Here is a 23,960-nt window from a genome sequence, read left to right as displayed (position 1 = left end):
TCAATCCGCACCTTGCGGCGCCGCAGGTCCGCCGCGGCGGCGGGTCAGCAGGTCGAATGCCTTGAGCACCATGCGGAAGACAAAGCGCAGCAGGATCAAGGTCAGCAGGGCCTCAACAAAGGTCATCACGAAAGCAAACAGGCCGTTCCAGCGATCCATGCGACGACGGAACTTGGCGATCATGCGGTCGCGGGCGATCTCGATGCTGTCGTAGAAGGTCGGGATGACCAGCAGGGTCAGCAAGGTCGAGGTGATGGTGCCACCGATGATGGCCACGGCCATGGGACGGTAGAACTCGCTGCCCTCGCCCAGGCCGATGGCCACCGGCAGCATGCCGGCGATCAGTGCCAGGGTGGTCATCAGGATGGGGCGCAGGCGCTTGCGGCCGGCGGCCATCAAGGCGTCTTCGCGGCCCAAGCCCTCACGCTCCAGCTGACGCGCGGCGTCCAGCAGCAGGATGGCATTCTTGGCCACCAGGCCCATCAGCATGATGACGCCGATGAAACTCATGAGATTGAGCGTGCTGTTGCTCATCAAGAGGGCCAGCACCACACCGATCAGGGACAGCGGCAGTGACATCATCACCGGCAGCGGCGCGGTAAAGGAACCGAACTGCATCACCAGCACCAGATACATCAGGCCGATGCCGGACAGCAGCGCAATGCCCATCTCGCTGAAGACCTCGTTCTGCTCGCGCGAGTCCCCTTCCAGCTCCAGGCTGTAGCCGGGCGGGAAGTTGATGGACTTGGCCAGCTTGAGCGCGTCGGCCGTGACCTCGCCGGGTGAGCGGCCCTGGACGTTGGCGGCCACGGCGATGGTGCGCTTGCCATCGGCATGGCTGATCTTGGACGGGCCCTTGCCCATGGTCACGGTTGCGATCTGCTCCAGCGGCACCATCACATTGCTGCCGCTGACGGCAATGGGCAGGCGTTCGATATTGCTGGCATCGACACGGTCACTCGGATGCAGGCGCACGGCCACATCGCGGGTCTCGCCCGAGGGGTCGACCCAGTCACCCACTTCCACGCCGGCAAAAGCGACACGCAAGGCTTGCGCGGCATCGTTGACCGAGATGCCCAGGGAGTTGGCCAGGCCGCGGTTCAGCTCGATCTGCAACTCGTCCTGCGGGTCTTGCTCGGACAGGCCCACATCGACCGCGCCCTTGACATTGCGCAGCTTGGCCATGAACTCGTTGGTGATATCGAGCAGTTTGCGCGAATCGACGCCGGTGAAGCGGATCTGCACCGGCTTGCGGCCGCCGCCATTGAGGTTGTCGGACACGGCGTACTCGGCACCGACCAGACGCGAGAGCTTTTCGCGCAGCTCATTCGCCACTTCATTGGCCGAACGCTTGCGATCCTTGGCCTTGCCGATGTCCACGTAGATGCGGCCACCGTTGACGTTGACATTGCTGTTGGTGGCCACGGTCTCGGGCATCTCGCGCGCCAGCTTGGCGGCCGCTTCGAGCTTGAGCTTGGAGTACTCCAGGCTGCTGCTGGCGGGGGTGCGGACTTCCACCGCGACCATGCCGTTGTCGGTCACCGGCAGGAAGCTGGAGCCGCCGAACTTGGCGTGCAACATCACGGCGCCGACCAAGCTGGCCAGGGCGAAGGCAGCCATCCATTTGCGATGGTGCAGGGCCCAGGCGATGACAAGACCATAACGCTCGGTCTGATGATCAAACCAGTCGTTGAAGCGAACCAGGGCTCGACCCAAGGCGTTCTTGGGCAGTTGGTGATGATTCGGTGGGTCACCCCAGAAGGCCGACAGCATCGGATCGAGGGTGAAGGAGATGAACAAGCTCACCATCACCGAAGCCACCACGGTCAGCGCGAAGGGTCGGAACCACTCACCCGACACACCCGGCATGAAGGCCACGGGCACAAACACAGCCACGATGGCAAAGGTGGTGGCCGCCACGGCCAGGCCGATCTCGGCCGTGCCCTGCAGCGCCGCGGTGCGCCGGTCGGAGCCGCGCTCGAGGTGGCGCACGATGTTCTCTCGCACCACGATGGCATCGTCGATCAGCACACCGATGGCCAGAGACAGTCCCAGCAAGCTCATGAAATTGAGCGTGAAACCGCACAGCCAGACGGCGATGAAGGCCGCGATCACCGAGGTGGGCAAGGACAGCGCCGTGATCAGGGTCGAGCGCCAGGAGTTCAGGAAGACATAGACCACAAAAATGGTCAGGCCCGCCCCCAGCACCAGGGACTCGATGACGTTGTTCAGGCTGTTCTGCGCATCTTTGCCGCCGTCCTGGGTCACTTCCAGCTTGGCGCCTTCGGGCAGGGTCTTGTTGATCTCATCGACGAGGCTGCGGATCTTGTTGGCCGTGGTGACGGTGGAGGCGTCGCGCGAGCGCGTGATGGCCAGACCCACATTGGGGTTGCCATTGCGCAGGCTCTGGCGGGTCAGCTCGCCGTAGCCGTCTTCGATGCTGGCCACCTGGGACAGGCGCACCAGCTCGGTGCCACGGCGTTTGACGACGATCTGCTGGAACTCGGCGGGTGACTCCAGACGGCCGAGCAGACGGATGCTCTGGTCTTCCAGCGTGCCGCGCACCTTGCCCACGGGAGCCGTGCCGTTCTGGTTGCGCAGCGCCGCCACGACTTCAGTGACGGAGACATTGTTCTCGCGCAGCTTCTCGGCATGGAGCAGCACACTGAGCTCGCGCTTGAGCGCGCCGTTGACGAAAACCACGGCCACGCCGGGCACGGCGCGGAACTTGTCGGCCAGTTGATCTTCGGCAATGCGCGAGATCTCGGCATGGCTGTGTTTGCTGCTGGACAGGGCCAGCTGCATGATGGGCTCGGCGGCGGGGTCTTCCCGCTCCAGCACCGGCTCGCGGATCTCGGTTGGCAGCTTGTAGCGCACCGTGCCGATGGCGTTGCGGACCTCATCCGAGGCCTCGATCATGTTCTTGTTGAAGTTGAAGATCAGCACGATCTGGGCGAAGCCCTCGGCCGCCGTGGCCCGCACGCGCTGCACGCCCGAGATGCTCTGCAGCGACTTCTCGATGCGGTTCACCACCTCGCGCTCCACCGTCTCGGGCGAGGCGCCGGGGTAGGCGATGGACACCACCAGAACCGGCTCCTGCACATCGGGGATCTGGTTGACGCGCAGCTTCTTCAGGGCCAGCAGGCCCATGCACATCAGCGCAATGATGATGACGATCGTGGCGATCGGCTTCTTGATGCTGAAATCGGAAAGAAACATGGCAATTACTTCCCTGTGCTGGCCGGCGCCGAAGCCGAGGCCACGGCCGCAGCGGCGATTTGGACTTTCTGACCATCCTTGAGGTTGGAACCGGGGCTGCGCAGCACCTGGTCACCCACGGCCAGGCCGCTGCGAATGACGAACTCACCGCGGCGCGCGTCGCGCTCGCCCAGCTCCACCGCCACCTTGTTGAGCACGCCGTTCTTGACGCGCCAGGCATGGGCCGCGTCGCCCGAGCGCTGCAGCGAAACCTCGGGCAGCATCAGAGTGCTGACGCTGCCGGATTCCACCCGACCTTCGGCATAGAGGCCGGCCACCGTCGGCGCCTTGCCGGGCGCGAAATCCACCAGCACTTCGAGCTGGCGGGTGGTGGCATTGGCGGCGGCATCGATGCGGCGGACCTTGCCGCTGAAGTTGCCTTCACCAAAGCCGTTGACGCGGAAATTGACGGTTTGCCCCGCCTTGATCTCGTGCATGCGGTCGGCCGAGACCAGGCCCTCGAAGCGCATGCTGCGCGGGTCGATCACCTTGACCAGCTCCTTGCCCACCTGCGCGGTGTCGCCGGCCGAAACCTTGCGCTCGCTGACCACACCGTCAAAAGGCGCGCGCACCTCGGTGCGTTGCAGCTGCTGGCGCGCCTGCACCAGGCGAGCCTTGGCGGCGACCAGATCGTTCTGGGCGTTGTTGCGGCGCAGCTCGGCGTCTTCCAGCGCTTGCAGCGAGCTCATGCCCTGGGACTGCAGGGTCTTGAGGCGCTGCATCTGGCGCTCGGCCTGCTCGAAAGACTGGGCGGACACGCGGGCACCCTCCTCGGCCGAGGCGAGTGAGTCGCGGATGGAGGTGTCATCCAGACGCACTAGCAGGTCGCCGCGGCGCACGTTCTCGCCGTTTTCCTTGAGCACCTGCAGCACCACGGCCGACACCTCGGCACGCAGATCGGCGCGCTTCTCGGGCTGGATGGAGCCGGTGATGACGGGGCCGAAGGCATAGCTGGACAGACTCAGGGTGCGCAAATCTTCCGGGGCCACCAAGAGCGAGGCGGCGGCGGCACTGGCCGCCTTGCTGGGCGCATCCGCAGCGCCCGCCCCTTCGCGCTTGCCGCAGGCACTGAGCGCCAGTGCAGCGCACAGCAGCAAGGTCGGGGAAACAGAACGGGCAAGGCGGGACGAACGCGTCATCGGATCAACTCCGTTTGGATGAGTTTGAACAAGCTGGAAACAAAAGGAAGTTCGGGCTTGGTGTGTGAGCAGAGGTCACCCAAAAACCGCATGACGCCCACCCCGCGCTCAAGGCCAGCAACCACCCGGTCAGCGTGGCCGGCAGCAACCCTCAAGCGAGTCTTTGAAAGCCGAACAAAAGCCCCGCAGCTTAAGTGAGCCCAAGGGGTGGGCCATAGGTCATGGAGCAGAATTGAGCCTCGGATTTACCCTAGCTTCGCCCAGCGCCCGTCAGGCCATGGCTCGGCAAGAAAGCCCGAGGTTCAACGAGGCGTGGCGCCTACTGCAAAGGCTCTTTGAGCCCGGGCACATCGGGCAAAGGCAAGACGGCAATGCCCTCCTCCACCAGGGCCTCGGTGTCAGCCCGGCTGGCTTGGCCACGGATGCTGCGCGGCTCGGCCTCGCCATAGTGAATCCGACGTGCTTCTTCGGCGAAACGCGAACCGACGTTTTCGCTTTGCGAGACCATGGCACGCAAAGCCTGCATCATCTGCGCTTGCACGCGCGCCAAAGACTCGGCAGAAGACGAGGCGCTTGAGTCGACCTCGGAAGCGCTGCTGATTGACGAGGGCTCAGAACGTGCCGCGATCGCTGCAGGCGAGGCGGTATCGGCACGCTCAGCCCCAGACGCACCACGGCGCAGGTGCGAGACATTAAGTCGCGGCGCACTGGGCAAACGTCGGACCTCATTGCTGCCGCACATGGGGCAGGACACCAGGTCGCGCGCCTGCTGGCTCTCAAAGTCGGCCGCAGAGGCGAACCAACCTTCGAAACCATGATCGAGGGAACAGCAAAGATTCAGAACCAGCATGGAACGATGGTAAGCGCTGGCGGCAGGCCTTTCAGGCCACCGCCACTCATTCTTGCGCAGCAGCCACCCATTTGAGGGCCCAAGCCCCCGCCTGCCAACGCTGCAGCCAGAGCAGGCCGATCAGCGTCTTGGCATCGGTGATGCGGCCGTCCTGGCACATGGCATCGACCTCGGCGACGGTAAAGGCCTGCAGCTCGATGAACTCCCCGTCATCGAGCGCCTGGCGGCCCGGCGTGAGGCCGCGGGCAAAGAAGATCTCGATGCCTTCGTCCGAGTAGGCAATGGCGTTGTGAAGCACGCCGGCATGGGCCCACTCCGCCGCGTGGTAGCCGGTTTCCTCGATCAGCTCGCGTTGGGCACAGCGCAGCGGGGCTTCGCCGGCATCGAGCTTGCCGGCTGGGAACTCCAGCATCACCCGGCCCATGGGGAAGCGGAACTGACGTTCCAGCAGCAGACGGCCATCGTCCAGCAGCGGCACGATCATGACCGCGCCGGGGTGCAGGATGTACTCACGGCTGGCCTGGGCGCCATCGGGCAGGCGAACGATGTCGCGCTGTACGTGGAGGAAGTTGCCGTTGAAGACGCGCTCGGAGGAGACGCTGTCTTCGCGCAAGTGGGCGTCCGAACTTGTGGAGCCCGGCTGCGCAGCGGCGCCGCCCTCAGGGTTCATGGCGATGGCGGCGCAGGTAGCACCAGACAAAGCCCGGGAAACCCAGGGTCACGAAGAGACAGAAGCCGGCCGCGTAAAACTCCCAGCCCTGAGGCTGGCGTTGACCGAGCTTGGACTCGAGCAGGAAACCGAGTCCCAGGGTCAGAAGCGCGAGCAAGACCAATTCCAGCAGACGCCAGCCCACCGCCTTGGGACTGCGGCGCGGCCCCACAAGCAGGACCCGGTTGCTGAAGTAAGGCAGGTTGGCGGCCAGAACAGCCGCCAACAAAACCAGCCAGACGGCTGCGGTTTGATCCATGGATTCGGTAGAAAAAGCGAAACCGGAGGATCAGGTCGCCAGCGTCTTGACGATGGCAGACGCGCACCAGGCCATCAGACCGCCGGGCAGCACACCAAAGACCAGCACGGCGGCACCGTTCAGCGACAGCACCAGACGCACATCGGCAGGCGCTGCCAGGGGCGCGCGGTCCGTGGGTTCGTCGAAGAACATGACCTTGACGACACGCAGGTAGTAGAAGGCGCCGATCAGCGACACCACCACGGCGGCAATGGCCAGGCCCAGGTAGAACGGCACATTGGTCGAGACCAGGGCCTGCAGCACCGACAGCTTGGCGTAGAAGCCCGCAGTCGGCGGCACGCCAGCCAGAGAGAACATGAACACCGCCATCACCACGGCGAACCAGGGGCTGCGCTTGGCCAGACCGGCCAGATCCTTGAGCTCCTCGGCCTCATGACCGGCGCGCGAGAGCAGCAGGATCATGCCAAAGCTGCCCAGCGTCGTCAGCACATAGGTCACGGCGTAGAACATGGCCGAGCTGTAGGCATTGGCGGCCGACAAGGTGTTGTTGTTCACCACGCCCGAAGCCAGGCCCAGCAGCATGAAGCCCATCTGCGCGATGGTCGAGTAGGCCAGCATGCGCTTGAGGTTGGTCTGGGCGATCGCGGCCAGGTTGCCGACCAGCAGCGACATCACCGCCAGCACGATCAACATCTGCTGCCAATCCACGGCCAGGCCGATCATGCCTTCCACCAGCAAACGCACGGTGATGGCAAAGGCTGCCAGCTTGGGCGCCGAGCCGATCAGCAGGGTCACGGCCGTGGGCGAGCCTTGGTAGACGTCCGGCACCCACATATGGAAGGGGGCAGCGCCAAGCTTGAAGGCCAGACCAGCGGTCACGAAGACCACGCCGAAGACCAGCACCGATTTGTTGGGCACGCCGGTGGAGATGACCTCGAAGACGCGCGGAATGCTCAGCGAACCGGTGGCGCCGTACATCATGGACAAGCCATAGAGCAGGAAGCCGCTGGCAAGGGCGCCCAGCACAAAGTACTTCATCGCCGCTTCGGTCGACACCGCATGGTCACGGCGCAGGGCCACCAGGGCATAGAGCGACAGGCTCATCAATTCCAGGCCCAGATAGATGACCAGGAAGTTGTTGGCCGAGAGCATGACGAACACGCCCAGCAGCGAGAACAGGCTCAGGGTGAAGAGCTCACCCTTGAGCATCTCGCGCGAAGCGGCGTAGGGACGCGCATAGACCAGCACGACGATGGTGGCGATGCTGGCGAAGAAGCCCAGCAGATGGCCCATGGGGTCGGACACCACCATGCCCTGCATGGCGTACAGGGTCTGGCCCTCGCTGAAGGCGCTGAAATGCACGGTGGCCACGGCCACCAGGGTCAGCTGGGTCAGCCAGTAGGTCGGGCGGCGCGCCGGGTCCTTGACGAACAGGTCCGCCAAGGCCACCACGCAGGCCATGGCCAGCAAAATGATTTCGGGATAAACCGCGAGCCAGTTCATATTGTTCATGTCTTGTTGGCCCTAAGAATCAACCGGGGATCAGCTTGGACGTTGCCACATGCTTGAGCAACTCAGCCACCGACACCTGCATCACATCGGTGAAGGGCTTGGGGTACACACCCATCCACAGCACAGCAATGGCCAGCACTGCCAGCATCAGGAACTCACGGGCGTTGATGTCCTTGAGGTTGCGCACATCGTCGTTGGTGACGGCACCGAAGTAGACGCGCTTGTACATCCACAAGGTGTAGGCCGCACCGAAGATCAGGGCCGTGGCGGCGATGGCGCCGAGCCAGAAGTCGTAGCGCACGGTGCCCAGGATCACCATCCACTCACCCACGAAACCGGCGGTGGCAGGCAGGCCGCAATTGGCCATGGCGAAGAACAGGGCGAAGGCCGCGAACTTGGGCATGGTGTTGACCACACCGCCGTAGCTGGCGATCTCACGCGAGTGGACGCGGTCGTAGAGCACGCCGATGGACAGGAACATCGCGCCCGACACAAAGCCGTGCGAGATCATCTGCACCAGACCGCCTTGCACACCCAGGTCGTTGAAGATGAAGAAGCCCAGGGTCACGAAACCCATGTGGGCGATGGACGAGTAGGCCACCAGCTTCTTCATGTCCTGCTGCACCAGAGCCACCAGGCCGATGTAGACCACGCCGATCAGGGACATGGCAATAATCAGCCAGGACCACTGATGGGCCGCGTCCGGCACGATGGGCAGGGAGAAGCGCAGGAAACCGTAGCAACCCAGCTTCAGCATGATGGCGGCCAGCACCACCGAACCGCCGGTGGGCGCTTCCACGTGGGCATCGGGCAGCCAGGTGTGCACCGGCCACATCGGCACCTTCACCGAGAAGGCGGCCAGGAAGGCAAAGAACAGCAAGGTCTGCGTGCCACCGGCAAGGGGCAGCTTGTGCCAGGTCAGGATGTCGAAGCTGCCACCGGACTGGAAGTACAGGTAGAGCAGCGCGAGCAGCATCAAGAGCGAACCGGCCAGGGTGTAGAGGAAGAACTTGAAGGCCGCGTACACGCGACGCGGGCCGCCCCAGACGCCGATGATGATGTACATCGGGATCAGCGTGGCCTCGAAGAACACGTAGAACAGCATGCCGTCGAGGGCCGAGAACACGCCGATCATCAGGCCCGACAGGATCAGGAAGGCGCCCATGTACTGATTGACGCGCGACTCGATCACCTCCCAGGCGGCCAGCACCACGATGACGGTGATGAAGGCCGTCAGCGGCACGAACCACATGGAGATGCCGTCCAGGCCCAGGTGGTAGCGGATGTTGAACCGCTCGATCCAGGGCTGGTTTTCGACGAACTGCATGGCAGCCGTGCTGTTGTCGAAACCGCTGATCAGCGGCAGCGTCACGGCAAAGCTGGCCAGCGCGGCCAGCAAGGCCAGCCAGCGCACGGTTTTGGCCCGGTCGTCACGACCCAGGGCCAGCAGCACGGCGCCGCAGGCGATGGGCAGGAAAATGGCAAGACTTAGCAACATTGTTGTTCTCCGCCCTCAATCACAGACCGGTCAGGGTCTTGAGTTGGGGCCACATATAGGGCCACAGCTGCCAGGTCATCAGGCCGATCACGCCCAGGATCATCACCAGCGCATACCAGTACAGGTGGCCGGTTTGAACGCGACGCACCAGGCCGGCGATGCCGCCAACCGCATGCGCAGAGCCGTTGATCAGCACACCGTCGATCACGGCGCCGTCACCGGCCTTCCAGAACACGAGGCCCAAGCCTCGCGCGGCCTTGGCCAGGATGTTCTCGTTGATCCAGTCCATGAAGTACTTGTTCTCCAGGACCACGATCAGCGGACGCAGCACACGAGCCAAGATCGCCGGCACGGCCGGCCAGACCATGTAGAACAGGTAAGCCGTCACCACCCCGCCCAGAGCCAGCCAGAACGGCAGCGTCTGCAGGCCATGCACAGCCATGGCCGCAGCGCCGTGGAACTCATGGCCCAGCTCAGTCATCGCGTGGTGGACCTGGTGGTTGATGAAGATGGCATCTTTGAAGAAATCGCCATGCAGCATCGGGGCGATGGTGAAGTAACCGATCAGCACCGAAGGCACCGCCAGCAAGGCCAGCGGCAGGGTCACAACCCAAGGCGACTCGTGAGGCACATGAGGCTCATGGTGACCGTGGTCATCGTGATGGTCATGCTCGCCCGGGAAGGGCTTGTGGCGGAAGTTCTCCTTGCCATGGAAGACCAGGAAGTACATCCGGAAGGAATAGAAGGCGGTGACGAACACGCCAATGATGACGGCGTAGTAAGCCCATTGTGCCGCCGGCAGATGGCTGGCATGCACCGCTTCGATGATGGAGTCCTTGGAGTAGAAACCCGAGAAGAACGGCGTGCCGATCAGAGCCAGCGAACCCAGCAGCGAGGTGATCCAAGTCACCTTCATGTACTTCCACAGACCACCCATATTGCGGATGTCCTGGTCGTGGTGCATACCGATGATGACCGAACCCGCGCCTAGGAACAGCAGGGCCTTGAAGAAGGCGTGGGTCATCAGGTGGAACACGGCCACCGAGTAGGCCGAGGCACCCAGGGCCACGGTCATGTAGCCGAGCTGCGACAGGGTCGAGTAGGCGACCACGCGCTTGATGTCGTTCTGGATGATGCCCAAAAAGCCCATGAACAACGCCGTGATGGAGCCGATCACCAGGATGAAGTTCAGCGCGGTGTCAGAGAGCTCGAACAGCGGGCTCATGCGGGCGACCATGAAGATGCCGGCCGTCACCATGGTGGCGGCGTGGATCAGCGCGGAAATGGGGGTCGGGCCTTCCATCGAGTCCGGCAGCCACACGTGCAGCGGGAACTGGGCCGACTTGCCCATGGCACCGATGAACAGGCAGATGCAGGCCACGCTCAGCATCATCCAGTCACTGCCCCACAGCGGCGCGGTGAACTTGATCTGAGACAGCTCACCGGCCTTGGCAAAGGTCTCGGTGTAGTTCAACGAACCACCGTAAGCCACCAGCAAGCCGATGCCGAGGATGAAGCCGAAGTCACCGACGCGGTTGACCAGGAAGGCCTTCATGTTCGCGAAGATCGCGGTCGGCTTGGTGTACCAGAAGCCGATCAGCAGGTAGGACACGAGGCCCACCGCTTCCCAACCGAAGAACAGCTGCAGCATGTTGTTGCTCATCACGAGCATCAACATCGAGAAGGTGAACAGCGAGATGTAGCTGAAGAAGCGCTGGTAGCCCGGATCTTCTTCCATGTAGCCGATGGTGTAAATGTGCACCATCAGCGACACAAAGGTCACCACGCACATCATCATCGCGGTCAGACCGTCGACCAGGAAGCCGACTTCCATCTTCAGGCCGCCGACCACCATCCATTCATAAATGGTCTGGTTGAAACGGGCACCGTCGTTGATGACGGATTCCAGCGTCATGGCCGACAAGATGAAGGCCACTAGCACGCCGAGGATGGTGACCGTGTGGGCACCCTTGCGGCCCACTTGCTTGCCGAACAGGCCGGCCACGACGGCGCCGACCAACGGGGCCAGCGGCACCGCCAGGAGGAGGTTCTGAGAGAGTTGTGCAGACATTGTTCTTCAGCCCTTCAGCGCGTCGAGCTCTTCGACATTGATGGACGCCCGGTTGCGGAACAGCACGACCAAAATGGCCAGGCCGATGGCCGACTCGGCAGCCGCCACGGTCAGGATGAAGAACACGAACACCTGGCCTGCCATATCGCCCAGGTAGTGCGAGAAGGCCACGAAGTTCAGGTTCACCGCGAGCAACATCAGCTCGATCGCCATCAGCAACACGATCAGGTTCTTGCGATTCAAAAAGATGCCCACCACCGAGATGGCGAACAGGATCGCCCCCAAGGTCAGGAAATGGCCCAAGGTCAAGCTCATCATGCTTTGGCTCCTGTGTCAGCAGCAGCATCGGCTGCAGGCGCGGCGGGCAGTTCCACCGTGGGCGCCATCTTGACGATGCGCAGGCGGTCGGCCTTCTTGACCTTGACCTGCTCGGAGGCGTCTTGGCTGCGTGAATCCTTGCGGCGGCGCAGGGTCAGCGCGATGGCGGCAATGATGGCCACCAGCAGCAGCACGGCCGCAATCTGCAAGGGATAGAGGTATTGGGTGTAGATGGCGATGCCGAGCAGCTTGGTGTTGCCTAGCTGCATGGCTGCGGGCGACAGCTCCGGCGCGTCAGCCAGGCGGAAGCCACCCATCAGGATGGCGGCCATTTCCAGCGCGATCAAGGCGCCGACCAGGCCAGCCATGGGCATGTGTTTCCAGAAACCCTCCCGCACGTGGTCTGAATTGATGTCCAGCATCATCACCACGAACAGGAACAGCACCATGACGGCGCCGATATAGACCAGCACCAAGGTGATAGCCAGGAATTCCGCCTTCAGCAGCATCCAGATGCACGAGGCATTGAAGAAGGCCAGGATCAGGAACAGGGCCGAGTGCACAGTGCTGCGCGCCGTGATCACACGGAACGAGGCGCCCAGCAACACGGCCGAGAAGATGTAGAACAGAGCAGTGGTGATTTCCATAGCGTTCCAGCAGTACTTAACTCTTGTCCGATCGAGTCGCCCGCCGGGCCGCCTTGAAACAAGTTCAGGGCGACTCGAGCCGAGGTGTACGGCGGCGTTGGCCGACGGACCTCTGCGTCCCCTCGGGGGACCGGCCGAGTACTCTCGGACGAGGGGTCAACGGTACTTTGCGTCGGCCTCCTTTTGGGCTGCGATCTCGGGTTCATAGCGGTCACCCACAGCCAGGAGCATGTCCTTGGTGAAGTAGAGGTCGCCGCGTTTTTCGCCGTGGTACTCGAAGATATTGGTTTCCACGATCGAGTCGACCGGGCAGCTCTCTTCGCAGAAACCGCAGAAGATGCACTTGGTCAGATCGATGTCATAACGCGTGGTTCGGCGGGAGCCGTCATCGCGCACATCGGACTCGATGGTGATGGCCATCGCCGGGCAGACTGCTTCGCACAGCTTGCAGGCAATGCAGCGCTCTTCGCCGTTGTCGTAACGGCGCAGCGCATGCAGACCGCGGAAACGCGGCGACAGCGGGGTTTTTTCTTCCGGAAACTGCACGGTGATCGTGCGCGACAGGAAATGGCGGCCGGTCAGGGCCAGGCCCTTGAACAGCTCGATGAGCATGAAGCTCTTGACGAAGCTCACTGCAGACATGGGAGGACCTCAGCTCACTTCCAGATGTTGTACGGCGACTGAATCCAGAGGCCGACGACGACCAACCAGACCAGGGTCACAGGAATGAAGATCTTCCAGCCCAGACGCATGATCTGGTCATAGCGGAAGCGCGGGAAGCTGGCGCGAACCCAGAGGAACACGGTGACCACGCAGAAGGTCTTGAGGCCCAGCCAGATCCAGCCCGGGATGAAGTCCAGCGCAGCCACAGGGGCCAGCCAGCCGCCCAGGAAGAACAGCACGGTCAGGATCGAGACCAGCCACATATTGGCGTACTCGGCCAGGAAGAACATGGCGAAGGACATGCCCGAGTACTCGACCATGTGGCCGGCCACAATCTCAGACTCACCTTCCACCACGTCGAAGGGGTGACGGTTGGTTTCAGCCAGGCCGGAGATGAAGTAGACGCCAAAGATCGGCAGCAGAGGCAGCCAGTTCCAGGACAGCAGGTTCAGACCCATATCGGCGAACTGACCGCGCGACTGGCTCATGACGATGTCGCTCATGTTCAAGCTGCCGCTGACCATCAGCACGATCACCAGGGCAAAGCCCAGGGGAATTTCGTAGCTGACCATCTGGGCGGACGCGCGCAGCGCACCCAGGAAAGCGTACTTGGAGTTCGAGGCCCAGCCGGCAATGATCACGCCGTAAACCTCGAGCGAGGTGATGGCCATCAGGAACAGCAGGCCGGCGTTGATATTGGACAGCGCGACTTCCGGGCCGAAGGGGATCACAACCCAAGCGGCCAGGGCCGGCATGATGGTCATGATGGGGCCGAGGAAGAACAGGCCTTTGTTGGCCGCCGTCGGGACGATGATTTCCTTGAAGATCAGCTTGACCGCATCAGCGATGGGGGTCAGCAGACCGTAAGGGCCGACACGGTTCGGGCCCGGACGGATCTGGGTCCAGCCGATGGCCTTGCGTTCCCACAAGGTCAGGTAGGCCACGCAAATCATCAGCGGGGCAACCAGCACGATGATCTTGATCAGGTTCCAGACCACGGGCCAGGCACCGCCCAGCAGGCTGGCGCCAGTTTGGTAGAGGGTGTCAATCATTGCTGTTCTCGCCTCACACCTTGGACACGTTCAGCGAACCGAAGGCCGCGCCCAGGGCCGCAGTTTCCGGGAGCCCGACGGGCACACGCACCACATTCGCGGGCAGCTTGGCGTCGAGCTTGGCCGGCAGTTGCACGGTGCCGGCGCCTTCCTGGCTGATGCGAACCGAAGCGCCCTGCACCTCGGCCAAACCCAGCTGATCCCACAGCGCCTGCGGCAGGCGCGCCACGGCCGCCTGGCGGGCGTCGGTGGTCAGCTGCAGCGAGGTCGAGTGGCGAACCAGAGCATCAGTGGCATAGATCGGCACCTCGGCCAGGCGTTCCAGACCGCCCGCTGCCGCTTGCAGCTGCACCGGCGCTTGGCTGGCATTGCTCAGGCGGCTGCTCAGATCAGCATCTACGCCCAGCGCTTCGTTGCGCACCTGCTCGGAGCTGTCCTGGCCGAAACCATCCAGAGCCAACAGATTGCCCAGCACGCGCAGGATCTTCCAGCCCGGGCGGGTTTCGCCCAGGGCCTTGGCCACGCCCACAAAGCTCTGCAGGCGACCTTCCGCGTTCACGAAAGAGCCCGAGGTCTCGGTAAAGGGCGAGGTCGGCAGGATCACATCCGCGTACTCGATGCCGCTCTTGAAGGGGCTCAGCACCACGACCATTTCGGCCGCGGCCAGGCTCTTCGCAGCGGCGGCCGCGTTGGCGCTCTCCAGCACCGGGTCGGTGTTCAGCAGGATCACAGCCTTGAGCGGCGCGCCGCCGGCTTGCGCACCCAGCATCTGGGCGGCATTCAAACCATTGCCTTGCGGCACAGCGCCAACCAACTGCGCACCGACGGTGTTGGCGGCTTCGGTCAGGTAGCCGACTTGAGCGCCCACCTGGGCAGCGATCCAGTTGGCCAGGCTCAGCAAGGCCGCGGCTTGCGGATGTTGTGCAGCGGCATTGCCCAGCAGAACCGCCTTGCGCTCGCCGCTCAGCAGCGATTCGGCGATCGCGTTCGCAGCCGGGGTCACTTCAGCGCTCACCGGTGCACTCACGCCCTTGGCCTGGGCCACGGCTTGAGCAACAGCGGCCAGCGACTGCAGCCAGGCGCTCGGCGCCGCGGTGATGCGTGCAGCGATGGGCAGGAGCCAATCGTCTTCGCTGCCGTGGATCACATTGATCTGGGCGCCGTGACGGGCGGCCTGACGCAGGCGCTGCGCAAACAGCGGATGATCCTTGCGCAGGAAGCTGCCCACGACCAGGGCACGATCCAGTTCGCTCAGCGCGGCGATCGAGCCACCCAGCCAATGGGCCTTGCCGGCTTCGGCGGTGTTGCTGAAATCGGCGTGGCGCAGGCGGTAGTCCACGTTCTGGCTGCCCAGACCGCGCACCAGCTTGCCCAGCAGATGCAGCTCTTCCACCGTGCTGTGGGCCGAGCCCAGGGCACCGATGGCCGCTGGGCCGTGTTCGGCCTTGACCAGCTTGAGGCCGTTGGCCACGTATTCCAGCGCCGTGGTCCAGTCGACGGTCTTCCAGGCACCGCCCTGCTTGATCATGGGCTGGCTGATGCGCTGGTCACTGTTCAGCGCTTCGTAGGAGAAGCGGTCGCGGTCGGCGATCCAGCATTCGTTGACGGCTTCGTTCTCGAGCGGAACGACGCGCATCACCTGGTTGTTCTTGACCTGGACGATCAGATTGGCGCCGGTCGAATCATGCGGGCTGACACTCTTGCGGCGCGACAACTCCCAGGTGCGGGCGCTGTAGCGGAAGGGCTTGCTGGTCAGGGCGCCGACCGGGCAGATGTCAATCATATTGCCCGACAACTCGGAGTCCACCGAGCGGCCGACAAAGGTCTGGATCTCGGCATGCTCACCACGGTGGGCCATGCCCAGCTCCATCACGCCGGCAATCTCTTGGCCGAAGCGCACGCAGCGGGTGCAATGGATGCAACGGCTCATTTCCTGCATGGAAATCAGCGGGCCGACGTTCTTGTGGAAAACCACGCGCTTTTCTTCGGTGTAGCGAGATTTGCTGCCACCGTAGCCCACGGCCAAGTCTTGCAGCTGGCACTCGCCACCCTGGTCACAGATCGGGCAATCCAGCGGGTGGTTGATCAGCAGGAACTCCATCACGCCCTGCTGCGCCTTCACGGCCTTCTCGCTCTTGGTGCGAACGATCATGCCCTGGGTCACGGGGGTGGCGCAGGCCGGCATGGGCTTGGGCGCCTTTTCCACATCCACCAGGCACATGCGGCAGTTGGCGGCGATGGAGAGCTTCTTGTGGTAGCAGAAATGCGGGATGTAGGTGCCGGCCTTTTCGGCTGCATGCATGACCATGCTGCCTTCCTGGACCTCTACCTTCTGGCCGTCGAGTTCGATTTCAATCATGTCGTGTCCTGTCCTGCCTCAGACCGAGGCCGGCACCAGAGCCGTTTTGTGTTCGATCAGATGAACGAACTCGTGTTTGAAGTTCTTGATCATGGCGCGCACCGGCATGGCCGCCGCATCGCCGAGCGCGCAGATCGTGCGACCCTGGATGTTGTCGGCCACCGAGTTCAGCAGGTCGATGTCTTCGGGCTTGCCCTGGCCGTTGGCGATGCGCTCGACCACCCGGTGCATCCAGCCCGTGCCTTCGCGGCAAGGCGTGCACTGGCCGCAAGACTCGTGGGCATAGAAGTAGGACAGGCGCAGCAGGCTCTTGACCATGCAACGGCTGTCGTCCATGACGATGACCGCGCCCGAGCCCAGCATGGAGCCGGCCTTGGCGATGGAGTCATAGTCCATGGTGCAGTTCATCATGACCTCGGCGGTCAGCACCGGCGAGGACGAACCGCCGGGAATCACGGCCTTGAGCGTGCGACCCTTGCGCACGCCACCGGCCAGCTCCAGCAACTTGGAGAACGGCGTGCCCAGCGGGATCTCGTAATTGCCCGGGCGCTCCACGTCACCCGAGACCGAGAAGATCTTGGTGCCGCCGTTGTTGGGCTTGCCGATTTCCAGATAGGGCTGGCCGCCGTTGCGGATGATCCAGGGGACGGCCGCAAAGGTCTCGGTGTTGTTGATGGTGGTCGGGCGGCCGTAGAGGCCGAAGCTGGCCGGGAACGGCGGCTTGAAACGCGGCTGGCCCTTCTTGCCTTCCAGCGACTCGAGCAGCGCGGTTTCTTCGCCGCAGATGTAGGCGCCGAAACCGTGGAAGGCGTGCAGCTGGAAGCTGAAGTCGGAGCCCAGGATGTTGTCACCCAGAAAACCGGCCGCACGGGCTTCTTCCAGGGCCGCTTCGAAGCGCTCGTAGACCTCGAAGATCTCGCCGTGGATGTAGTTGTAGCCCGTCTTGATGCCCATGGCGAAGGCGGCGATGGCCATGCCTTCGATCACGATGTGCGGGTTGAACATCAGGATGTCGCGGTCCTTGCAGGTGCCCGGCTCACCCTCGTCCGAATTGCAGACCAGGTATTTGGCGCCCGGGAACTGGCGCGGCATGAAGCTCCACTTCAGGCCGGTGGGGAAGCCGGCGCCGCCACGTCCACGCAGGCCCGAAGCTTTGACCTCGGCGATGACCTGATCCTGGGTCAGCGGCGTGCCTTCCGGAGCGCCCTCGCCTTTCAGGATTTTGCGCAGCGCGGCATAACCGCCACGTGCCACGTAGTCCTTCAGGCCCCAGTTCTTGCCGTCCAGACCGGCGTAAATCTGTGCGCCAATGTGGCGATCATGGAAACAGGTCTCGACGCCCTGACTCTGAAACTTGGATAGATCCAGCATGCTTCTTCCCGTTCCTCAGTTCTTGGCCGCAGCGGCTTCGACCGCAGCATGGGCCTTGAGCACGTCCACCAGCTCATCGAGGCGCTGGTTGCTCATGAAGCTGCACATCTGGCGGTCGTTGACCAGCATGACCGGCGAGTCCGCGCAAGCACCCAGGCACTCGCTCTTTTGCACGGTGAACAGGCCGTCGGCCGTGGTGCCGCCCTCTTCCACGCCGAGCTTTTCGCAGAGGTGCTTGAGCGCCTTCTGGCCGTCGCGCAGCTGGCAAGGCAGATTGGTGCAGACATTCAACTTGAACTGACCCAGCTTGCGCTGGTTGTACATGTTGTAGAAGGTCGTCACTTCATAGACGGCGATCGGCGGCATGCCCAGGTAGGCGGCGATCGCGTCTTCGCTGGCGCGCGACACATAGCCGATTTCCTGCTGCACGATGGACAGGCAGGCCATCACGGCCGATTGCTTCTGGTCCGCCGGGTACTTGGCCACTTCACGCGCAAAGCGGGCCGCCGTGGCCTCGCTCAGCACATAGGTTTCGTTGTTCGTTGTCATCGTTCTGCTCATCACTCAACGATCGATTTCGCCGAACACGATGTCCATCGTGCCGATGATGGCCACCGCGTCGGCCAGCATATGGCCTCGGGCCATCTCATCCAGCGCAGCCAAGTGGGCAAAGCCCGGGGCACGGATCTTCAAACGGTAAGGCTTGTTGGCGCCATCGCTGACGATGTAGATGCCGAACTCACCCTTGGGATGTTCGACGGCCGCGTAGGCCTCGCCTTCCGGCACGCGGAAACCTTCGGTGAACAGCTTGAAATGGTGGATCAGCTCCTCCATGTTCGACTTCATGTCCACACGCGAAGGCGGCGCCACCTTGTGATTGTCGGTAATGACCGGGCCCGGGTTGGCGCGCAGCCAGTTCACGCATTGCTGAATGATGCGATTGGACTGGCGCATTTCCTCGACGCGAACGACGTAACGGTCGTAGGTGTCGCCGTTGGTGCCGACCGGGATGTCAAAGTCCAGCTGGGCGTAGGCGTCGTAAGGCTGAGTCTTGCGCAGATCCCAGGGGATGCCGCAACCACGCAGCATCGGGCCGGTGAAGCCCATGTTCAGCGCGCGTTCCGGCGAGACCACGCCGATGCCGACCGTCCGCTGCTTCCAGATGCGGTTGTCGGTCAGCAGGGTTTCGTAGTCATCGACGTTCTTGGGGAAACGCTTGCAGAAGTCCTCGATGAAGTCCAGCAGCGAGCCGCTGCGGTTCTCATTCATCTTGGCCAAGGTCTTGGCATTCTTGATCTTGGACACGCGGTACTGCGGCATGGTGTCCGGCAGATCGCGGTAGACACCGCCCGGGCGGAAATAGGCCGCATGCATGCGAGCGCCCGACACGGCCTCGTACATGTCAAACAGGTCTTCGCGCTCGCGGAAGGCGTAGATCAGCACGTTCATCGCGCCGCAATCGAGACCGTGCGCGCCCAGCCACATCAGGTGGTTCAGCAAGCGGGTGATTTCGGCAAACATCACGCGGATGTACTGCGCACGCTCGGGCACTTCGATGCCCAGCATCTTCTCGATCGCCAGGCAGTAAGCCTGCTCGTTGGCCATCATGGACACATAGTCCAGACGGTCCATATAGGGCAGCGACTGGATATAGGTCTTGCTCTCAGCCAGCTTCTCGGTGGCGCGGTGCAGCAGGCCGATGTGCGGATCGGCGCGCTGGATGACTTCGCCATCCAGCTCCAGCACCAGGCGCAACACGCCGTGAGCGGCGGGATGCTGGGGACCGAAATTCAGGGTGTAGTTCTTGATTTCAGCCATGAATCAAAGTCCACCGTAATTGTCTTCGCGAATGATGCGCGGCGTGATTTCACGCGGCTCGATGGTCACCGGTTGGTAGACCACGCGCTTTTGCTCGGCGTCGTAGCGCATTTCCACATGACCCGAGGTCGGGAAGTCCTTGCGCATCGGGTGGCCGATGAAGCCGTAATCGGTCAGGATGCGACGCAGGTCTTCGTGGCCATCAAAAATGATGCCGTACAGATCGAAGGCTTCGCGCTCGAACCAGTTGGCCGAGTTCCAGATCGGAGTGATGGCTGCCACCGACGGGAAATCGTCATCCGGGCAGTAAACCTTGAGGCGCAGACGCCAGTTCTTGTTGACCGACAGCAGATGCGAGGCCACAGCGTAACGCGGACCGTCGTATGCACCGTCCTTGTAGCTGCTGTAGTCGATGCCGCAGAGGTCAATCAGCTGCTCGAAGCGCAGCTCGGAGTGATCGCGCAGCGTTTTGGCGACGCCGAGGTAGTCGGCCGCACGCACTTGCAGGGTGACTTCGCCAAATTCGGTCTTCAGACTCTGGATGCGCTCGCCGAGGGCAGCCTCCAGCGACGTCTTGAGGGTGTCAAGTTTGCTCATCGGTGCTTGATCCTTCAGCGCGCGATCGTGTTTTCACGGCGAATCTTGGCCTGCAATTGCAGGATGCCGTACAGCAAGGCCTCGGCCGTCGGCGGACAGCCCGGCACATACACATCAACCGGCACGATGCGGTCGCAGCCGCGCACGACGGAGTAGCTGTAGTGATAGTAGCCGCCACCGTTGGCGCAGGAACCCATGGAGAGCACCCAGCGTGGCTCGGCCATCTGGTCGTAGACCTTGCGCAGGGCCGGCGCCATCTTGTTGCACAGCGTGCCGGCCACGATCATCAGATCGCTCTGGCGCGGGCTGGGGCGGAACAACATGCCGAAACGGTCGATGTCATAACGGGCCGCGCCCGCGTGCATCATTTCCACCGCACAGCAGGCCAGACCGAAGGTCATGGGCCAGAGGGAACCGGTCTTGGACCAGTTGATCAGCGTGTCGACCGAAGTGGTGACAAAGCCTTCTTTCAATACGCCTTCAATACCCATTGCAAGCTTTCATTCGTTCAGGCCCTTGCGAGCCGAGCGCCGAGCCCTGACCCAGCATTGCTGCCGAGCGAGCCCGCCATGCCCATCCATCGACGGAGGGGCGTCCCCTCGGGGGACCGACCAGCGCAGCGCGCCGGGCGAGGGGCTAACAATCACTCCCAGTCCAGGGCGCCCTTTTTCCATTCGTAGGCGAAACCCACGACCAGAATGCCCAGGAAAATCATCATCGACCAGAAACCAGCCGCACCAATCTCACGGAGCGAAACCGCCCAGGGAAACAGGAAAGCAATTTCCAGGTCAAACAAGATAAACAAAATGGCCACGAGGTAATAGCGCACATCGAATTTCATGCGCGCGTCTTCAAAGGCCTCGAAGCCGCATTCGTAGGGGGAGTTTTTGGCCTGATCCGGCCGATTGGGACCCAGCAGAAAGCCGAGCACTTGGGGCGCCACACCGACGCCTGCGCCGACCAGGATGAAGAGGATGACGGGGAGGTACTGATCCAAGTTCATAGGTGACGCTCTTTAAAAAACCGCCGTACGCCTCCAGGCCCCGGCCGAGTTTTATGCAGTGATTTAACAAAAGCAACGGGCGCGCCGCCAGCGAATGTATCGCTCACGGACTGCGCCCGCCATGTCCCCCGCAAAAATGCGACAAACTTCGTTTGCTCACACCCTTGCAACAGAGGCGCTACGACCAATATTCCGCAGGCTCCAACCTTTGGATATTAACCGAACATTTGGTGCCGTCGGCGAGACTCGAACTCGCACAGCTTTCGCCACTACCCCCTCAAGATAGCGTGTCTACCAATTTCACCACGACGGCTGAATTTCACTTCTCAACTCTGTCTGGCGCCGATCTTCATCAGCGAGAGGGATTGCTTCCCAGACAGCCTTGAATTCTATACCGAAAATTTCGCACTTTTGATCATTTCAGATCGAAGCACTCAAAATATCTGCGGCGAGCTCATCCGAACATCGTCCACCCCAAGCACCAAGCCCGCAAGCGGGCGGCAAGCGGCCGCGATCGCACGTGACTCAAGCGCCTGGCGCTGCGCACGCCAGCCGGAACCACAGCGCGTGCGCAGGCTTTCGCATCATGCGATCAGTTCGAAGCAGCAGAGGCGGCCGGAGCCACCACGGGTGCCACCGCAGGCGCAGCACCTGGAATGGCTGCAGCACCCGATGCTGCGACGGCTGCCGGAGCCGCGCGATCCAGAACCGTTTCAGCGGCAGCACCACCGCTGCGGTGGTTGGACAGATAGGCCAGAGCCAAAGTGCAGGCAAAGAACAAGGTCGCGCACACAGCCGTGCTGCGCGACAGGAAGTTGGCGCTGCCGGTGGCGCCGAACAAGCTGCCCGAAGCACCACTGCCGAAGCTGGCACCCATATCGGCACCCTTGCCTTGCTGCACCAGCACCAAGCCAATCATGGCCAGCGCGCTCAGCAACTGCACCACCAGAACCAAATTCATCAAGACCTGCATCTCTAACTCTCCAGTCAATCGTTCTTTTCAAAGGGCCGATTGCCGATCAGGCAATCCACCCAGGATTTCAAGCCAACTTTCAGTGCGCTGCACGGCAGATGGCCGCGAAGTCCGCGGCCTTCAAGGCCGCGCCACCAATCAAGCCACCATCGATATCGGGCTGCGCAAACAACTGCAGCGCGTTGTCGGGCTTGACGCTGCCGCCGTACAGGATGCGCATGGCATCCGACTTTTGCGTGGCCGCATGCAACTGCTTGCGCAGGACCGCGTGCACCGCTTGCGCCTGCTCCGGCGTGGCAGTCAAACCCGTACCGATGGCCCACACCGGCTCATAGGCCAGCACGATTTCACCGATGCAATGGGTAAGGGTGTGGATGACCGCAGCCAGCTGACGCTTGACGACCGCTTCGGTCTGGCCAGCCTCGCGTTCTGCCAGGGTCTCACCCACGCAGACGATGGGCGTCACGCCGTGCGCCAGTGCCGCCTTGGCTTTGTCGGCCACCAGCTGATCACTTTCGTGATGGTAGGCACGACGCTCGGAGTGACCAACGATCACATAACGACAACCCAAATCGGCCAGCATGGCCGAAGAGACCTCGCCAGTGTAGGCGCCTTGCTCGAAAGCAGAGCAATCTTGCGCACCCAGACCGACAGCCTGCCCCGTCAAGGCCAAAGCCGTTTCGGCCAGGTAGGGGAATGGCGCACAGACCGCCACATCGGCCGACCAGGGCCCCAGCTCCTTCAGGCCCGACAACAGGGCCGCGTTGGCCGCACGGCTGCCATGCATCTTCCAGTTGCCAACGACCAATTTCTTGCGCATCTCGTTCTCCAAACTCCCAGCAAGCCCAATCGAGGCCCACTGAGGACTGCCGCTCACCAAGTCAAAACAATCTTGCCGATGTGCTCGCCCGATTCCATCAGCGCATGCGCTTCGGCCGCCTGGGCCGCAGGCATCTGACGGTACAGCACTGGCGAAATCTCTCGCGCGGCCAGCAAAGGCCACACACGCTCACGCAGGGCCTCCGCAACACCCGCCTTGAAGGCCAGCGAACGCGGCCGCAGGGTCGAGCCACTGATCGTCAGACGACGACGCAAGACCGCGCCCGCATCAAAGCGAGCCTCAACACCACCCTGCACCGCAATGATGACCATGCGACCATCGTCGGCCAGGCATTGCACGCCACGCTCGACATAGGAACCGGCCACCATGTCCAGAATGACGTCGACGCCCCGCCCCGCCGTCGCCGACTTCACTTCCGCAACGAAATCCTGCTCGCGATAGTTGATGGCGACATCGGCCCCCAGCTTCAAGCAGGCCTCGGCTTTGGCTGCCGAGCCCACCGTCACCAGCACACGCGAACCCAGCGCCTTGGCCATCTGGATGGCGGTGACACCGATGCCGCTGCTGCCGCCATGCACCAGCAGGCTCTCACCCGGCTGCAGAGCGGCACGCGCGAACACGTTGGACCAGACCGTGAAGCAGGTTTCCGGCAGACTGGCCGCCTCCGCCATGCTCCAGCCGGCAGGCACCGGCAGGCACTGGCCAATCGGCGCCACGCACAACTCGGCATAGCCACCGCCCGCCACCAAGGCACAGACCGCATCACCCAGCTTGAAACCCGAAGCCGCCAGGGCCTCGGCATCACCGGCGACGATGCGACCCGCCACCTCCAGACCCGGCAGATCGCTGGCACCCGCTGGCGGTGGATAGGCGCCCTTGCGCTGCAGAACATCGGGGCGGTTGATGCCATAGGCCTCCACCGCGATCAAGCACTCCCCGACCCCGGCGACGGGATCAGGGCGCCCAATCAACTGCAACACCTCGGGCCCGCCGGGGCGGGTGATGGCGATCGCCTTCATGGA

The 23,960-nt window shown here is 62.9% G+C and carries 22 protein-coding genes and 1 tRNA gene; all 23 read right to left on the bottom strand.

The annotated features are described in order from the left end of the window. The 23 genes from OOB33_RS15975 to OOB33_RS15865 all read right to left on the bottom strand — a co-directional run bounded on the left by OOB33_RS15975 (nt 1) and on the right by OOB33_RS15865 (nt 23,957). Entirely contained in the window at nt 1-3,219 is a 3,219-nt protein-coding gene (locus tag OOB33_RS15975) for an efflux RND transporter permease subunit (protein WP_102770334.1), read from the bottom strand. 5 nt (nt 3,220-3,224) lie between these two features. After that, nucleotides 3,225-4,397: an efflux RND transporter periplasmic adaptor subunit gene (locus OOB33_RS15970; protein ID WP_271009387.1), complete on the bottom strand. Its 1,173-nt coding sequence runs from the start codon at nt 4,395-4,397 to the stop codon at nt 3,225-3,227. 319 nt (nt 4,398-4,716) lie between these two features. Beyond that, nucleotides 4,717-5,247 carry a DUF1178 family protein gene (locus OOB33_RS15965; protein WP_271009386.1) on the bottom strand — a complete coding sequence of 177 codons (531 nt, stop codon included), beginning with the start codon at nt 5,245-5,247 and terminating at the stop codon, nt 4,717-4,719. Nucleotides 5,248-5,293: 46 nt separating this feature from the next. Beyond that, on the bottom strand, nt 5,294-5,917 hold the full coding sequence (locus OOB33_RS15960; protein WP_102770331.1) for an NUDIX domain-containing protein: 624 nt from the start codon (nt 5,915-5,917) through the stop codon (nt 5,294-5,296). Next, nucleotides 5,907-6,215: a DUF2818 family protein gene (locus OOB33_RS15955; RefSeq protein ID WP_102770330.1), complete on the bottom strand. Its 309-nt coding sequence runs from the start codon at nt 6,213-6,215 to the stop codon at nt 5,907-5,909. Before OOB33_RS15955 ends, OOB33_RS15960 begins: the two co-directional genes overlap by 11 nt. Before the next feature lie 30 nt (nt 6,216-6,245). Beyond that, nucleotides 6,246-7,727, bottom strand: a complete 1,482-nt coding sequence (gene nuoN, locus OOB33_RS15950; protein WP_171826255.1) for an NADH-quinone oxidoreductase subunit NuoN — start codon at nt 7,725-7,727, stop codon at nt 6,246-6,248. A gap of 19 nt (nt 7,728-7,746) precedes the next feature. Further along, complete coding sequence (locus tag OOB33_RS15945; RefSeq protein ID WP_271009385.1) at nt 7,747-9,225, bottom strand: NADH-quinone oxidoreductase subunit M; 1,479 nt, start codon at nt 9,223-9,225, stop codon at nt 7,747-7,749. 19 nt (nt 9,226-9,244) lie between these two features. Then, complete coding sequence (gene nuoL / locus OOB33_RS15940) at nt 9,245-11,296, bottom strand: NADH-quinone oxidoreductase subunit L (protein WP_271009384.1); 2,052 nt, start codon at nt 11,294-11,296, stop codon at nt 9,245-9,247. 6 nt (nt 11,297-11,302) lie between these two features. Continuing rightward, nucleotides 11,303-11,611 (bottom strand): NADH-quinone oxidoreductase subunit NuoK, encoded by a 309-nt coding sequence (gene nuoK / locus OOB33_RS15935; RefSeq protein ID WP_102770459.1) that lies wholly within the window; start codon nt 11,609-11,611, stop codon nt 11,303-11,305. Beyond that, nucleotides 11,611-12,261: an NADH-quinone oxidoreductase subunit J gene (locus tag OOB33_RS15930; RefSeq protein ID WP_102770326.1), complete on the bottom strand. Its 651-nt coding sequence runs from the start codon at nt 12,259-12,261 to the stop codon at nt 11,611-11,613. Before OOB33_RS15930 ends, nuoK begins: the two co-directional genes overlap by 1 nt. A gap of 156 nt (nt 12,262-12,417) precedes the next feature. Then, the gene (gene nuoI, locus OOB33_RS15925; RefSeq protein ID WP_102770325.1) at nt 12,418-12,903 is read right to left on the bottom strand and encodes an NADH-quinone oxidoreductase subunit NuoI; all 486 of its coding nucleotides are present in this window, start codon (nt 12,901-12,903) and stop codon (nt 12,418-12,420) included. Between the two features lie 14 nt (nt 12,904-12,917). Then, nucleotides 12,918-13,976 carry an NADH-quinone oxidoreductase subunit NuoH gene (gene nuoH / locus OOB33_RS15920; RefSeq protein ID WP_102770324.1) on the bottom strand — a complete coding sequence of 353 codons (1,059 nt, stop codon included), beginning with the start codon at nt 13,974-13,976 and terminating at the stop codon, nt 12,918-12,920. A 13-nt stretch (nt 13,977-13,989) separates the two neighbouring features. Continuing rightward, on the bottom strand, nt 13,990-16,335 hold the full coding sequence (gene nuoG / locus OOB33_RS15915; protein ID WP_271009383.1) for an NADH-quinone oxidoreductase subunit NuoG: 2,346 nt from the start codon (nt 16,333-16,335) through the stop codon (nt 13,990-13,992). 18 nt (nt 16,336-16,353) lie between these two features. Beyond that, a complete protein-coding gene (nuoF, locus tag OOB33_RS15910) occupies nt 16,354-17,706 on the bottom strand; it encodes an NADH-quinone oxidoreductase subunit NuoF (protein WP_102770322.1) in 1,353 nt (450 codons plus the stop codon). 15 nt (nt 17,707-17,721) lie between these two features. Continuing rightward, nucleotides 17,722-18,255, bottom strand: a complete 534-nt coding sequence (locus OOB33_RS15905) for an NADH-quinone oxidoreductase subunit NuoE family protein (RefSeq protein WP_271009382.1) — start codon at nt 18,253-18,255, stop codon at nt 17,722-17,724. 15 nt (nt 18,256-18,270) lie between these two features. Continuing rightward, the gene (locus tag OOB33_RS15900; RefSeq protein ID WP_271009381.1) at nt 18,271-19,524 is read right to left on the bottom strand and encodes an NADH-quinone oxidoreductase subunit D; all 1,254 of its coding nucleotides are present in this window, start codon (nt 19,522-19,524) and stop codon (nt 18,271-18,273) included. A gap of 3 nt (nt 19,525-19,527) precedes the next feature. After that, on the bottom strand, nt 19,528-20,121 hold the full coding sequence (locus OOB33_RS15895) for an NADH-quinone oxidoreductase subunit C (RefSeq protein WP_271009380.1): 594 nt from the start codon (nt 20,119-20,121) through the stop codon (nt 19,528-19,530). A gap of 14 nt (nt 20,122-20,135) precedes the next feature. After that, nucleotides 20,136-20,612 carry a NuoB/complex I 20 kDa subunit family protein gene (locus OOB33_RS15890; RefSeq protein WP_047484384.1) on the bottom strand — a complete coding sequence of 159 codons (477 nt, stop codon included), beginning with the start codon at nt 20,610-20,612 and terminating at the stop codon, nt 20,136-20,138. Nucleotides 20,613-20,764: 152 nt separating this feature from the next. Next, complete coding sequence (locus OOB33_RS15885; protein WP_102770319.1) at nt 20,765-21,124, bottom strand: NADH-quinone oxidoreductase subunit A; 360 nt, start codon at nt 21,122-21,124, stop codon at nt 20,765-20,767. A gap of 228 nt (nt 21,125-21,352) precedes the next feature. Then, nucleotides 21,353-21,437: transfer RNA gene (locus OOB33_RS15880), tRNA-Leu, on the bottom strand. Between the two features lie 279 nt (nt 21,438-21,716). Beyond that, complete coding sequence (gene secG, locus OOB33_RS15875; RefSeq protein WP_271009379.1) at nt 21,717-22,097, bottom strand: preprotein translocase subunit SecG; 381 nt, start codon at nt 22,095-22,097, stop codon at nt 21,717-21,719. Nucleotides 22,098-22,176: 79 nt separating this feature from the next. Further along, on the bottom strand, nt 22,177-22,917 hold the full coding sequence (gene tpiA / locus OOB33_RS15870) for a triose-phosphate isomerase (RefSeq protein WP_271009378.1): 741 nt from the start codon (nt 22,915-22,917) through the stop codon (nt 22,177-22,179). A gap of 53 nt (nt 22,918-22,970) precedes the next feature. Continuing rightward, entirely contained in the window at nt 22,971-23,957 is a 987-nt protein-coding gene (locus OOB33_RS15865; protein ID WP_271009377.1) for an NAD(P)H-quinone oxidoreductase, read from the bottom strand. Between the last annotated feature and the right edge of the window lie 3 nt (nt 23,958-23,960).

This window comes from Paucibacter sp. B51, assembly GCF_027863535.1.
GTDB classification, from domain to species: domain Bacteria; phylum Pseudomonadota; class Gammaproteobacteria; order Burkholderiales; family Burkholderiaceae_C; genus Paucibacter_A; species Paucibacter_A aquatilis.
Note: the sequence above shows the minus strand (reverse complement) of the source record. Positions and strands in the feature narration are given on the sequence as shown.